Annotated in this window: 12 protein-coding genes; 11 read left to right on the forward strand and 1 reads right to left on the reverse strand. The window is 49.8% G+C overall.

What is annotated here, in order from left to right; genetic code table 11:
* The first annotated feature begins 144 nt into the window (after positions 1-144).
* The 10 genes from FW758_RS01725 to FW758_RS01770 all read left to right on the forward strand — a co-directional run bounded on the left by FW758_RS01725 (position 145) and on the right by FW758_RS01770 (position 10,882).
* Positions 145-384 (forward strand): hypothetical protein, encoded by a 240-nt coding sequence (locus tag FW758_RS01725; protein WP_446444473.1) that lies wholly within the window; start codon positions 145-147, stop codon positions 382-384.
* Positions 381-1,571 carry a thiolase family protein gene (locus FW758_RS01730; protein WP_446444474.1) on the forward strand — a complete coding sequence of 397 codons (1,191 nt, stop codon included), beginning with the start codon at positions 381-383 and terminating at the stop codon, positions 1,569-1,571. The genes FW758_RS01725 and FW758_RS01730 overlap by 4 nt, the downstream gene beginning before the upstream one ends.
* A gap of 115 nt (positions 1,572-1,686) precedes the next feature.
* Entirely contained in the window at positions 1,687-3,186 is a 1,500-nt protein-coding gene (locus FW758_RS01735; RefSeq protein ID WP_446444475.1) for a CoA-acylating methylmalonate-semialdehyde dehydrogenase, read from the forward strand.
* Positions 3,187-3,287: 101 nt separating this feature from the next.
* Positions 3,288-4,445 (forward strand): acyl-CoA dehydrogenase family protein, encoded by a 1,158-nt coding sequence (locus tag FW758_RS01740; RefSeq protein WP_006081028.1) that lies wholly within the window; start codon positions 3,288-3,290, stop codon positions 4,443-4,445.
* A gap of 59 nt (positions 4,446-4,504) precedes the next feature.
* The gene (locus FW758_RS01745) at positions 4,505-5,278 is read left to right on the forward strand and encodes an enoyl-CoA hydratase (protein WP_446444476.1); all 774 of its coding nucleotides are present in this window, start codon (positions 4,505-4,507) and stop codon (positions 5,276-5,278) included.
* Positions 5,278-6,429: an enoyl-CoA hydratase/isomerase family protein gene (locus FW758_RS01750; RefSeq protein ID WP_446444477.1), complete on the forward strand. Its 1,152-nt coding sequence runs from the start codon at positions 5,278-5,280 to the stop codon at positions 6,427-6,429. The genes FW758_RS01745 and FW758_RS01750 overlap by 1 nt, the downstream gene beginning before the upstream one ends.
* A 176-nt stretch (positions 6,430-6,605) precedes the next feature.
* Positions 6,606-7,508: a 3-hydroxyisobutyrate dehydrogenase gene (mmsB, locus tag FW758_RS01755; RefSeq protein WP_259581995.1), complete on the forward strand. Its 903-nt coding sequence runs from the start codon at positions 6,606-6,608 to the stop codon at positions 7,506-7,508.
* Between the two features lie 24 nt (positions 7,509-7,532).
* Positions 7,533-8,291, forward strand: coding sequence for an SDR family oxidoreductase (locus FW758_RS01760; RefSeq protein ID WP_006081032.1), 759 nt, complete (start codon positions 7,533-7,535; stop codon positions 8,289-8,291).
* Between the two features lie 215 nt (positions 8,292-8,506).
* A complete protein-coding gene (locus FW758_RS01765; RefSeq protein WP_006081033.1) occupies positions 8,507-8,749 on the forward strand; it encodes a hypothetical protein in 243 nt (80 codons plus the stop codon).
* Between the two features lie 63 nt (positions 8,750-8,812).
* Positions 8,813-10,882 carry a S9 family peptidase gene (locus FW758_RS01770; RefSeq protein WP_446444478.1) on the forward strand — a complete coding sequence of 690 codons (2,070 nt, stop codon included), beginning with the start codon at positions 8,813-8,815 and terminating at the stop codon, positions 10,880-10,882.
* A gap of 15 nt (positions 10,883-10,897) precedes the next feature.
* Here the strand turns inward: FW758_RS01770 and FW758_RS01775 are convergent, their stop codons facing one another.
* Positions 10,898-11,368: a MerR family DNA-binding protein gene (locus FW758_RS01775; RefSeq protein WP_446444543.1), complete on the reverse strand. Its 471-nt coding sequence runs from the start codon at positions 11,366-11,368 to the stop codon at positions 10,898-10,900.
* Positions 11,369-11,516: 148 nt separating this feature from the next.
* On the opposite strand from FW758_RS01775, the gene FW758_RS01780 reads away from it, so the two are divergent.
* Positions 11,517-13,751, forward strand: coding sequence for a heavy metal translocating P-type ATPase (locus tag FW758_RS01780; protein WP_446444479.1), 2,235 nt, complete (start codon positions 11,517-11,519; stop codon positions 13,749-13,751).
* Positions 13,752-14,066: the final 315 nt, after the last annotated feature.

Raw genomic sequence — 14,066 nt, forward strand, 5'->3', positions numbered from 1 at the left:
CACGCCCTAGATATCACTCACTGATATTAAATTAGCTTAGCAAGGTTGGCTCAGCGTAATAAAAGCGCATGAGCTGGATAGGCTCTATCGTTTATGCTGAGCCAACATCCACTTTTTACTTCAACGGATTGGCTAGGATTGCGCATGCCTTTATATCTCAGTCATCACCGTGACCGCCTTATCGATACCGCCCCTTGTTGTTCTTCATCCCATTTTTACTGTAAATCCTTACTGACATTTTCCACTGATAAAATCTGCACATTAGACCAAGGAATACTTGCTTTACGTTCGCGTAAACGTCAGAGTGGTTTTATTGTCGATTTTATTAAACGTCCCGAGGCTGGTACTAGGCTTCGTGGTCAATTTAGGGTGGAGCCTTCATGAGTACTGAACAGTTAAATCAAGATATCGTTATCGTTGCGGCTAAACGCACCCCAATGGGCGGGTTTCAAGGCAACTTATCATCCGTAGCATCACCCATGTTAGCCGCGACGGCCATTAAAGGCTTGTTAGCGGAAACACAATTGGCGGGTGAGCATGTCGATGAAGTCTTGATGGGCTGCGTATTACCCGCAGGTTTAGGTCAAGCGCCTGCGCGTCAGGCAACTTTGGGTGCGGGATTACCCTTATCCGTTGGTGCGACCACAGTGAACAAGGTTTGTGGCTCAGGCATGAAGACGGTAATGTTAGCCCACGATTTGATTAAAGCGGGCAGTGCAAAAGTGGTGATCGCAGGCGGCATGGAAAGTATGAGCCAAGCGCCGTATTTACTCGATAAAGCCCGCGGCGGCATGCGCATGGGCCATGGCAAAGTGTTAGATCACATGTTTTTAGATGGTCTTGAAGATGCCTACACGGGCGGTGCTATGGGAACGTTCGCCCAGAAAACGGCCGATGAATTTGGTATCACCCGCGAGCAGATGGATGCTTTTGCCTTAAGCTCGCTTGAAAAAGCCAATGCCGCGATTAACTCGGGTGCCTTTAAAACCGAAATCACCCCAGTCACTGTCAGTGATCGTCGTGGTGATGTGACTATCGATACCGACGAGCAACCCGGTAATGCCCGCCCTGAAAAAATTCCTACGCTGCGCCCAGCCTTTACCAAAGATGGCACTATCACAGCGGCAAACTCTAGCTCGATTTCCGATGGTGCAGCGGCATTGATGCTGACCTCACGCGGCGAAGCTGAGCGTTTAGGCTTAACTGTATTAGCCACTATTAAAGGCCATACGACTCACGCCCAAGAGCCTTCACTCTTTACCACTGCACCGGTTGGCGCTATGGCGAAATTGCTGGCTAATGTGGGTTGGTCAACGGATGAGGTGGATTTATTCGAAATCAACGAAGCCTTCGCCATGGTGACTATGCTTGCCGTGTCTGAACTCGGTTTAGATATTGCTAAGGTTAACGTCAATGGCGGCGCCTGCGCCTTAGGTCATCCGATTGGTTGCTCGGGTTCACGTTTACTGGTGACCTTAATTCATGCATTAAAAGCCCGCGGCCTTAAGCGCGGTGTTGCCTCGCTGTGTATCGGCGGTGGAGAAGCGACGGCGATGGCCATCGAGGTTTAATCGCAACAGTTTAGTTAAATCAACAAGACGGGGCTGGCAAGGGCAATCACTTCCCTTGAGGATAATCATAATATCGCACCGCCAGCCCATCACTCTACAAGGAAAGGATTGCAACATGACCACACAAGTAAAGCATTACATTGACGGTGAGTTTACCCAAGGTACGGGCACATCGCAGATTATTGTCACCAATCCCGCGAATAACTCGCCGATTGCCGTGATTAATGCTGCTACGAGCGAAGAAGTTCACGCAGCCATTGCTAGCGCCAAAGCCGCCTTCAAAACGTGGAAAGAAGTGCCAGTTTCTGAACGTGCGCGCGTCATGTTGCGTTATCAACATCTGCTAAAAGAACATCACGACGAACTTGCGACCATTCTTGCCCATGAAACGGGTAAAACCTTCGAAGATGCCAAGGGCGATGTATGGCGCGGTATCGAAGTTGCAGAGCACGCTTGTAACGTGGCGTCATTATTGATGGGCGAAACCGTTGAGAACGTCGCGCGTTCAATTGACACTTACAGCTACACCCAACCACTGGGTGTGTGTGCGGGTATTACGCCATTTAACTTCCCTGCGATGATCCCGTTATGGATGTTCCCACTGGCAATTGCCTGCGGTAACACCTTCATTTTAAAGCCTTCAGAACAAGATCCTATGACGCCGCAGCGCCTTGTTGAACTGTTTGTTGAAGCGGGCGCACCTAAGGGTGTATTGCAATTAGTGCATGGCGACAAAACTGCCGTCGATATTCTGCTGGCAGACCCTGCGATTAAAGCTATTTCCTTCGTCGGTTCTGTGGCTGTGGGCCAATATATTTATAAAACCGGTACCGATAACTTAAAACGCGTACAAGCCTTTGCGGGTGCGAAAAACCATTGCGTTATCATGCCAGATGCGAACAAACAGCAAGTGATCAATAACTTAGTTGGCGCCTCTGTGGGCGCGGCGGGTCAGCGCTGTATGGCGATTTCGGTTGCCGTGTTTGTTGGCGCCGCTAAAGAGTGGATCCCAGAGTTAAAAAAAGCCTTAGCCAAGGTTCGCCCAGGTTTATGGGACGATAAAGAAGCAGGTTATGGCCCGGTTATCAGCCCTGCAGCCAAGGCACGCGTGCTGAAGCTTATCAAGCAGGGGATTGATGAAGGCGCCGAGTGTTTACTCGATGGCAGCGATTTTACTGTGGAAGGTTATGAGTCAGGCAACTGGATTGGCCCAACCATGTTCAATAAAGTCACTACCGACATGAGCATCTACAAGGAAGAAATCTTTGGCCCTGTATTGTGCTGCATGGAATCAGACTCATTAGAAGCCGCCATCGAATTAGTCAACGCTAGCCCTTATGGCAACGGCACGTCTATCTTTACCGCTAGCGGCGCGGCGGCCCGTAAATATCAGCACGAAATCGAAGTCGGCCAAGTGGGGATTAACGTGCCGATTCCTGTGCCATTACCTTTCTTCTCATTTACCGGTTGGAAGGGCAGTTTCTACGGCGATCAACATGCTTATGGTAAGCAAGCGGTGCGTTTCTATACCGAGACCAAGACCATCACTTCCCGCTGGTTCGAGTCCGATATCGCCGTGGCGTCTACGCCAAACATGAGCATTAACTTGCGCTAAGCTCGTACGTCAAGCTCGGTGATTAATCGATAAACTACGGCGTCTTTACGGCGCCCAATTTATAAAATAAAAAAGTGACCACAGAGTCATAGGAGAGCCAAATGGATTTTAATTTCAACGATGACCAACGCCAGTTTGCCGATCTTGCGCGCCAGTTTGCCGCGGAAGAGTTAACCCCGTTTGCCGCCAAGTGGGATGAAGAACACCATTTCCCCAAAGACGTGATCCAAAAAGCCGGTGAGCTGGGTTTTTGCTCTCTGTATTCGCCAGAATCAGAAGGCGGCATGGGCTTATCGCGCCTCGATGCATCGATTATTTTTGAAGAGCTCGCCAAGGGCTGCACAGCGACCACGGCCATGCTGACCATTCACAATATGGCCACTTGGATGGTGACAACTTGGGGCACTGAAACTCTGCGTCAGACTTGGTCTGAGCCGTTAACCACAGGGCAGATGTTAGCGTCCTATTGCTTAACTGAGCCGGGCGCGGGTTCAGACGCCGCATCTTTGCAAACCAAAGCGGTGCGCGACGGTGATGAGTATGTGATTTCAGGCTCGAAGATGTTTATCTCAGGAGCAGGCGCCACTGAGCTATTAGTGGTGATGTGCCGCACGGGTCAAGCTGGGCCTAAGGGGATTTCTGCCATTGCCATTCCGGCGGATGCCGCTGGTGTTATCTACGGTAAGGCCGAAGACAAAATGGGCTGGAATGCCCAGCCGACCCGTCAAATTACCTTTGAAAACGTGCGCGTGCCAGTAGCGAATTTGCTCGGTGAAGAAGGCCAAGGTTTTGCTTTCGCGATGAAAGGCTTAGACGGCGGTCGTATCAATATCGCGACCTGTTCAGTCGGTACGGCGCAAGCGGCGCTGGAGCGTGCAACTCAATATATGAATGAGCGTCAGCAATTTGGTAAACCGTTAGCGGCGTTCCAAGCATTGCAATTTAAGCTCGCCGATATGGCGACTGAGTTAGTCGCAGCCCGCCAAATGGTGCGCCTTGCGGCCTTTAAACTCGACAGCAGCGATCCTGAAGCCACCGCCTATTGTGCCATGGCGAAACGTTTTGCCACCGATGTGGGCTTTCAAGTCTGTGATGCGGCGCTGCAAATTCATGGCGGATATGGTTATATAAGGGAGTACCCGCTGGAACGTCATTTCCGTGATGTGCGTGTGCACCAGATTTTAGAAGGCACCAACGAAATTATGCGCTTAATTATCGCCCGTCGTTTACTCGATGAAAATGCAGGACAAATCCTCTAAGTCCACTCGCAAGAAGTGTGACTTATCGGTTGGCGATAACATAAAAGGAGTCTATACAGATGGAATATTTAGTAGAACGTATCGAAGGCCATACGGCCATTCTGACGATGAATAATCCACCGGCAAATACTTGGACCGCCGAGAGTTTGCAGGCGCTCAAAGCCAAAGTGCTTGAGCTGAACGCAAATAAAGAAATTTATGCCTTAGTGTTAACGGGCCAAGGGCAAAAGTTCTTCTCTGCCGGTGCCGATTTAAAGCTGTTTAGTGACGGCGACAAAGGCAATGCGGCGACGATGGCAAAGCACTTCGGTGAAGCCTTTGAAACCCTAAGTCAATTTCGCGGTGTATCGATTGCCGCGATTAACGGTTATGCCATGGGCGGCGGCTTAGAAGTCGCACTGGCCTGTGATATTCGCATCGCCGAAATTCAAGCTGTGATGGCATTGCCTGAAGCGACCGTGGGTTTATTACCTTGCGCGGGTGGCACCCAGAATCTGACCGCATTAGTAGGTGAAGGTTGGGCTAAGCGGATGATTTTATGCGGCGAGCGCGTCGATGCGACTCAAGCTTTGAGTCTGCGTTTAGTTGAAGAAGTGGTCGAAACAGGCGAAGCGCTCAATGCGGCAATCGCGTTGGCAGTTAAAGTCGCTAACCAAAGCCCAAGCAGCGTCACAGCGTGCAAGACACTCATTCAAGCGGGCCGCACTATGGCGCGTAGCCAAGCGCTGCCGATTGAGCGTGAATTATTTGTCGGGTTATTTGATACCGAAGATCAGGCCGAAGGCGTGAATGCGTTTTTGGGCAAACGTAAAGCTGATTGGAAGAACCGCTAATGACTAATGTAGTAGATAACGTAAATCAGGCCACGACCACGCAAAACGTGGTGTTTCAAACCTTAGCCACCGCGTCCGGTAAGTTGATTGGGGTGGTGACACTCAATGTGGAAAAAGCCCTCAACGCCTTAGATTTAGACATGGTGCGCGCTATGACGGCGCAGCTCAATCTATGGAAGAAAGACTCACTTATCGCTTGTATCGTGTTAGATGGCAGCGGTGAGAAGGCATTTTGTGCGGGTGGTGATGTGCGTGCTTTATACCATGCATCCATTGCCGCTAAAGGACAAGTGACTGAGGAGGCGAAGGTGTTCTTCGAAGAGGAATATCGTCTCGATTATCTACTGCATACCTTTGGCAAACCTGTGTTGGTGTGGGGCAATGGGATTGTGATGGGCGGCGGGCTCGGTTTGATGGCGGGCGCGAGCCACAGAGTCGTTACCGAAACTTCGCGCATTGCTATGCCTGAAGTGACGATTGGCCTTTACCCCGATGTGGGCGGCAGTTATTTCCTTAATCGCATGCAGGGCAAAATGGGACTGTTTTTAGGGCTCACTGCCTATCAACTCAATGCTGCCGATGCCTGTTATGTGGGCCTTGCCGATCATTACCTGAACCGTGACGACAAAGAACTGATGTTCGATGCCATGGCCACCTTAGATTGGAGCGATACACCTGCGCTTAATCATCAACGCTTAGATAGCATGATCAACGAGTTATCTAATCAAGTGGATATCCCTAAGGGCGAAAGTGTATTGGCGGACAGTCAAGATAATATCGATCGACTGATGGCGGGCAGCTTGGAGGATATCGTCATGCGTATGTCGACGTTAGCCTCGGAAGATGCTTGGTTAATGAAGGCGCGCGACACCTTCCTTGCGGGCAGTCCTATCAGCTGGCATCTGGTTAATATCCAATCACAACTTGGTACTAAGTTAAGCCTAGCTGAATGTTTTAAATGGGAATTAACCGCCAGCGTTAACGTGTGTGCCCATGGTGATTTCTGCGAAGGGGTTCGCGCACTCTTGATTGATAAAGACAGACAGCCCCAGTGGCGCTTTAAGGATGTGAACTCAGTGCCTACCGCTGTACTTGAGCAAATATTGACTTCCCCTTGGGGCGAGGCGCATCCCTTTAGCCAACTGAGCTAAACGTTGAGTTGATTATGCATGGAGTTGGCTAAGCGTTGACTTGATTAGCGCCGACTTGATTAGTGCTGAGTGTATAGGCTCAGCCAAGCTCGCTTTACTCTGTGATAACGACAGCATAATCAACGGACTAGCATTATCACTACACTAAAAAAAGAACAGCACACAGGAGTGACAGCATGAGTACAGTAGCATTTATCGGTTTAGGTAATATGGGCGGCCCAATGGCGGCCAATTTATTAAAAGCGGGCATGACGGTTCGTGTATTTGATTTAGTTCCAGAAGCCATGCAAAGCCTTGCCGACCAAGGGGCCTTTGTTTCTAGCACGGCTTGCGGCGCGGCGGCGGGTGCCAATGTGGTGATCACTATGCTGCCTGCTGGCAAGCATGTGAAAAGTTTATATTTAGGCAATGGAACAGACAAAGGACTCCTCGAAGTGGTTGCGGGTGATACTTTACTGATCGATTGCTCGACCATAGATGCGCAAAGCGCGCAATTAGTGGCGGCCGAAGCGGCTAAAAGCGGCATCGAGTTTATGGATGCACCGGTTTCTGGCGGCACCGCAGGCGCGGCTGCGGGCACTTTAACCTTTATTTGTGGTGGTTCCGATAGCGCTTTTGAGCGGGGCCAGCCAGTGCTGAAAGCTATGGGTGTGAACATATTCCACGCCGGTGGCCCAGGTGCGGGACAAGTCGCTAAAATCTGCAACAACATGCTGTTATCTGTGTTGATGGTCGGCACTTCTGAGGCGTTGCAAATGGGCATTGACCATGGTCTGGATCCCAAAGTCTTGTCTGACATTATGAAGGTCAGCAGTGGTGGCAATTGGACGCTCGAAAAGTATAATCCATGCCCAGGTGTGATGGAGACTGTGCCTTCTTCTAAGGGCTATCAGGGCGGCTTTATGGTAGATTTGATGGTTAAAGATCTCGGTCTGTCCCAAGAAGCCGCATTATTGAGCAACTCTAGCACGCCAATGGGCGCTTTAGCCCGCAGCTTGTATGTGAATCATGCAAGGCAAGGCAACGGCCGCCGAGATTTTTCCAGTATTTTTGAACAATTTGCACAACTTAAAAAATAGACATAGTTAACAAGGGATAACCAGATGGATTTAAAAGATAAGGTTGTCGTCATTACTGGCGGCGCGGGTGGCTTAGGTCTGGCAATGGCGCAAAATTTTGCGCAGGCGGGTGCTAAGATAGCGCTTATCGACGTGGACCAAGAAAAACTCGAGCGAGCCTGTGCTGAGCTTGGATCGGACACTGAAGTCCAAGGTTATGCCTTAGACATTACCGACGAAGAAGACGTCGTGGCAGGTTTTGCCTATATTCTCGAAGATTTTGGCCAAGTGAACGTGTTAGTGAACAACGCCGGCATTCTGCGTGATGGCCTGTTAGTCAAAGCCAAAGACGGCAAAGTCACCGACCGTATGTCTTATGAGCAATTCCAATCTGTGATCAATGTGAACTTGACGGGCAGCTTCCTCTGCGGTCGTGAAGCGGCAGCGGCCATGATTGAATCCGGTCAAGCGGGCGTGATTGTCAACATCTCTAGTCTAGCGAAAGCGGGCAACATGGGTCAGTCGAACTATGCCGCCTCCAAAGCGGGCGTTGCGGCCATGTCTGTTGGCTGGGCGAAGGAATTAGCACGTTACAATATCCGTAGCGCAGCGGTTGCACCGGGCGTTATCGCTACTGAGATGACGGCGGCAATGAAACCTGAGGCGCTGGAGCGTTTAGAGAAGCTAGTGCCAGTAGGACGCCTTGGTCATGCCGACGAGATAGCTTCCACCGTACGCTTTATTATTGAGAACGACTATGTAAATGGTCGCGTGTTCGAAATCGATGGTGGTATTCGTCTGTAATGACGATATCTTATTGATATTCATAAAAACCGAGCTGAGGCTCGGTTTTTTATTGCGTAAAGAAACATAATGGCATTTTGAACTCAGTCTTTGGATTTATTTAGATTTCACTGTTGGAGTTGACATTTAGTTGTTAACCTTCAACAATCGCCCTCCAGTTTTTTTACATAACTTTACATACATGTTTGTCGCATGTAATGGAGCTTAACATCCGGATGTCTTGGCAGGATAAAGCCCTCTGGCTTGAGAAAATCACTAAACGCATGATGTTAATCGTGGGTGTCCTAGGGTTGATTGTGATCTATTGCGGGTTCTTTTTTCTGCTCTTCAGTGGTCGCTCTGTGGCCGTGATCCCGTGGTTTTTCCTTATCTCACCTTGGGTGTGTATTTATTTTGGCTTAACGCAAGTACAGCAAGTGCAAGTGGTAAATTGGTTCTTAAAAAAATTTAAAAAATAACCAATTTCTGCAAGTTCCTATTTTGTTTCGGTTTGTGCAGTTGGCAAACATTGGGGAGAAACAATGAAGTTACATGGATATTTATGGGTGCTAGGGAGTTTGTTTTGTTTGGGGGCTTGCGAGCGCTCGAACAAAGAAACACCGCATCTTAGTGATAATGGTGAGCGTATTGTTGCGCCCTATGGCAGTTGGCTGTCTCCCTTATCGGCGAATGATGTATTTGAACAGGCCGATAATGTCGCCGAGTTACAAAGCGTAGATGGGGCGATTTATTTCTCTGAATCTGATGGTGATAAGCAAGGCCAAGTAGGGATTAAGCGTCTCGATAAAAAGGGCAATATCGCCGACGTCGTGCCGCCAAGCTTTAATGTTAAATCCGCCGTTCATGAATACGGCGGCGCCGCCTTTTTAGGGATAGGCCAGAGTTTGTTTGCCACTAAGGCACAAGATCAACTGTTTTATCGTTTCGCCCCTAATCAACCACCCCTGCCGTTAACGCCTAATGGCACCCGTCATGCTGACTGTATCGCTTATCCTAAAGGGTCGCGGATTATCTGTGTGCGCGAGGATCATCGCCAGCCCGGTGAGCCCAAGGCGAGTCTAGTAACAATCAATCTTAACTTTGCCGGCGAAGGCGAAACTTTTGTCTCGGGGCATGACTTTATTTCTTCGCCTGCTATCTCGCCCGACAACAGCCAACTGGCGTGGATCACGTGGGAACATCCCTATATGCCATGGGATAACAGTATTCTCTGGCTTGGCGATCTCGACCGCAAAGGGCAACTACACAATATTCGTAAGGTCAACACGCCTACGGATTCTTCCGTGACGCAGCCATTATTCAGCCCTGATGGACAATTGTATGTCGTGTCGGATATCAGTAACTGGTGGAATATCTATCGAGTCACGGCACAAAATACCTTAGCCCCAGTGCTGGACAAAAAAGCCGAGTTTGCCGTGGCTGATTGGTATTTAGGCAATCACAACTACGCCTTCGAATCCGAAAAAACCATCATTGCCAGTTATATGCTTGGCAGTCAGGCGGCGCTAATTCGGTTGCATTTGGATTCGGGTTTGACCGAGTCCTTAGCCGTCGATTTCGGCGAAATCACCCAAGTGATCAGGGGCGAAGATGCCGTCTATTTTGTTGGCGCTAAGGCAACGCCAGAGAAGGGTATTTATAAAGTCATCGGTCGCGGCACTGAGTTGGTATATACGCCTAACTTGCCAAAGCTTGATCCTAATTATATTTCCCGGGCAAAAAATATTACCTTTAAAACCGGCGTTAACCAGCAAGCCTACGGTTATTTTTATGGGCCGGTTAACCCCAACTATACTGCGCCCCATGATACCCGCCCGCCGCTGATAGTGATGTTGCACGGTGGCCCAACAGCGCGGGCGAGTCTGGCTTATCGCAGTGACATTCAATTTTGGACCAGCCGTGGCTTTGCGGTACTCGATGTTAATTTTCGCGGTAGCAGTGGTTTTGGCCGCGCCTATCGTCAGAGTATTTACGGCAAATGGGGCCAAGCTGATGTGGAAGATGCGGTCAATGCGGCCCGTTATTTAGTCGATAAAGGTTGGGTTGATGGACAAAAGCTGGCGATTCGAGGCGTAAGCGCAGGTGGGTTGACTGTGATGTCGTCGTTGGCTTTTTATGATGTGTTTCAAGCGGGGGTAAGTTATGCGGGGATCAGTGATTTTGAACAGCTGGCCAAGAGTACCCATAAGTTTGAGACTGGGTATTTAGATCAGCTCATTGGTCCATATGCGAACAATCAAGCCCGCTATAGGGAGTTGTCGCCGTTGTATCATCTTGAAGGCTTGAATGAGCCCTTGTTAATTTTTCAAGGCTTGCGGGATCAAATTGTGCCGCCACAGCAGTCGCGAAAAATTTATGAGGCATTAAAAGTCAGAGGTGTGCCAACGGCTTATATTGCCTATCAAGATGAGCCACACGGCGGTTGGAAGCCTGAGCACAGGGCCGCAGGATTAGAGACCGAACTCGCATTTTATGGGCAAGTGTTTAACTTCACCCCTGCGGGTAAGCTAGCAACATTGGTGCTGGATAATGCTGCGGCGTTAAAGCCGCCCGTCTTGAAAGGTCATCCCCGCGCTACTCGCGGTTATTGATCTAACTTGTCGTTATTACTTCAGGTTTTTACCGCAACACTCAGAGCCTGTATCTTGCAGGCTTTGGTCTTTTTGGGATTTGTCTATGTCAGTTTCGTGGTCCTCATGGCTTAGGCTATCGATAATGGCGCAGTGGGGCTGATCGCCGCCTTGGCATTGGGTCACCATGTGTTGTAATTGCGCCCTAAGCTGTTGCAACTTATTGATTTGCTCTTCGACATAGGCAAGGTGAGTACGGGTAAGTTGTTTGACGTCTTCGGCATTACGGTTTTCATTGCCCTTAAGGCCAAGCAAGGATTTGCAATCTTCTAGGCTAAAACCTAAGTCGCGACATTGATGCACAAACTTAAGCGCTTCAATATCTTGATGGCGATAAACTCGATAACCCGCCTCATTGCGCTCGCCGCACACTAAGCCAATATCATGGTAATAACGGATACTCTTAACGCTCAAGCCCGTTTGTTTTGCCACTTCGCCTATCTTCATCTTGACCTCTATTTTTCCAACTGAATGGTTTTTCGCCCAGCTATTAATTGTCGATGTGATCACATTGAGCAAATTCATCCTTGACTCTCCCGCAATGGGAGACTTTATCTTAGACCTATAGTGTAAAACATCAAGTGAGGGATCTCCCATGTCTATGACCAGACTCTATGTCGCCAATATGAATTGCGCTGGCTGCGTCGCGAAAATTGAAAAGGCGTTTGCCGCCCAAGCGGGCGTCGAAGCGCGTGTTAATCTCGCCGATAAACAAGTGACGGTAGAAGGCAAGATGAGCGCCGATACTGCCTTAACTGTGATGGAAAAAGCTGGTTATCCGGCGCAGGTAGTGGTGGATGCAAAAGTCGCTGCCGAAGAAAAACGCCTAGAAGATGCCACTGAGTATCGGCTGCGGATGCGCCAAGCCATAGCCGCGCTGGTTGTGGGCGTGCCTATGATGCTGTGGGGATTATTGGGCGGCGAGATGATGATCAACAGTCCTGCGATGCAGCTTGGCTGGGGCATTATGGGACTGGTCACCTTGGCCTTGCTTGTCACCACGGGCGGACATTTCTATCAAGGCATGTGGCGGGCGCTAAAAGCCAAAACCACGAACATGGATACGCTGATTGTGCTGGGCACCAGTACGGCATGGGCTTATTCCATGCTGGTGGTCATTATGCCGAGCGCATTCCCTATGGATACCCGCCATGTGTACTTTGAGGCGAGTGTGATGATTCTAGGTTTGATTAACTTAGGTCACGGACTCGAACTTAAAGCGCGGGGCAAAACCAGTGAAGCGGTGCAGCGATTACTTGGATTGCAATCCACCACTGCGATTCGGATCACAGATAAGGGCGATGAAAAGGTTGAGATAAGTCAGCTGAAACTGGGCGATAAGCTGCGTTTGCGCCCCGGTGACCGAGTTGCCCTCGATGGTGAGGTTGAAACGGGGCAATCCCTACTCGATGAAGCCATGCTCACAGGTGAGCCCATTCCCGTGCTTAAAAATCGCGGCGACAGTGTGAGTGCGGGTACAGTCAATGGCAACGGCAGCTTAGTTTACCGAGTAACGGCGGGGCAAGAAGATACCAAACTCGCCAAAATCATCGCACTGGTGCAGCAAGCGCAAACCTCGAAATTACCCATAGGTCGATTGGCTGACAGAATCTCAGCGGTATTTGTCCCGACTGTGGTGGCTATAGCGCTGTTGGCGGCGGCAATTTGGTATTTTGTGGGGCCAGCACCCGCCTTAAGCCATGCGTTAGTGGTGCTGACGAGCGTGCTCATCATAGCGTGCCCCTGTGCGCTGGGGCTGGCGACACCTATGTCTATCATGGTGGCCGTTGGCCGCGCCGCCCAAATGGGCGTGTTAGTTAAAAATGGCGAAGCGTTGCAAACCGCCAGTAAAGTCGATTGTGTGGTACTGGATAAAACCGGCACTGTCACCTTAGGCAAGCCGCAAGTCACTGATTTTAATTTAGTGCAAACGCTGAGTGATGCCGACAAAGAGACTTTGCTGGGCGAGATTGCGAGTCTTGAGCAGCACTCTGAGCATCCGTTAGCGGGGGCGATTGTCAGTTATGCCAAGGAATCCCTGTCGCAATTACCCGACACACAGGCATTTACGAACCATCAAGGTAAGGGGATTGAGGGCAAGGTCGATGGCGTATCGCTGGCGATTGGTAATCTCGCATTGATGACGGCATTGGATATTGTTAATTCCGATGGCAGTGCCTTAGACCCAAAAGCGACATTAAGCTTTGCAAACCAAGGTAAAACTCCGATTTATGTCGCCAAAGCGGGCAAGTTAGTGGCCACTATCGCGCTTGCCGATCCGATTAAACCTGATGCTAAAGACGCCATCGCGGCCATGCTGCAAAGGGGGATTCGCGTGGTGCTGTTAACGGGGGATAACCCACAAACGGCGCAGGCGGTGGCCGACCAAGTGGGCATCACCGAAGTGATTGCCGGTGTACTCCCCGAGCAAAAACAACAGCATGTGCTGGATTTGCAAAAGCAAGGACATGTGGTGGCTATGGTAGGGGATGGCATTAACGATGCGCCTGCTCTGATGAGCGCCGATGTGGGGATTGCTATGGGATCGGGCACTGAAGTAGCGATTGAAAGTGCGGATATCACCTTGCTGTCGCAGCAGTTGATAGTGATTGCTAACTTATTGGCATTGTCGCGCGCAACAATTACCAATATTAAGCATAATCTATTCGGCGCCTTTGTGTATAACAGTTTAGGCATTCCGGTTGCGGCGGGCGTGCTTTATCCACTCACGGGCATGTTATTAAGCCCTGTGATCGCGGGCGCCGCCATGGCCTTGTCTTCACTCACTGTGGTGACGAACGCCAACCGTTTAAGACGGCAGAAATTATAAGCTGTCGATACCTAAGCTAACTCAAAATGTTGAAACGGGTATCTTGAGTTAGCTTAGGGCTATGTCCACATTAGCCTTTGGCGTTGGCAAGCTTTGCGACGCTAAGGGTCATCAGATTGTCATTCTGCTCGAATACATTGAAAGCTAAGCCAATAGGGTAAAATTAATTACGCTTCTCACGCAGGCATTGTGCGGCGATTTCGGCATTCCCTCTGGCTTTTGATCAGCCGTGGTAGTTGATAATTTAGCCCAAACTGCTATAGTGCCACGTTTATTTTTACCCCTTCGGCATAGCGTTATTTGGTTTATGCTTAT

The sequence above is a fragment of the Shewanella sp. 1180_01 genome (genome assembly GCF_052850535.1).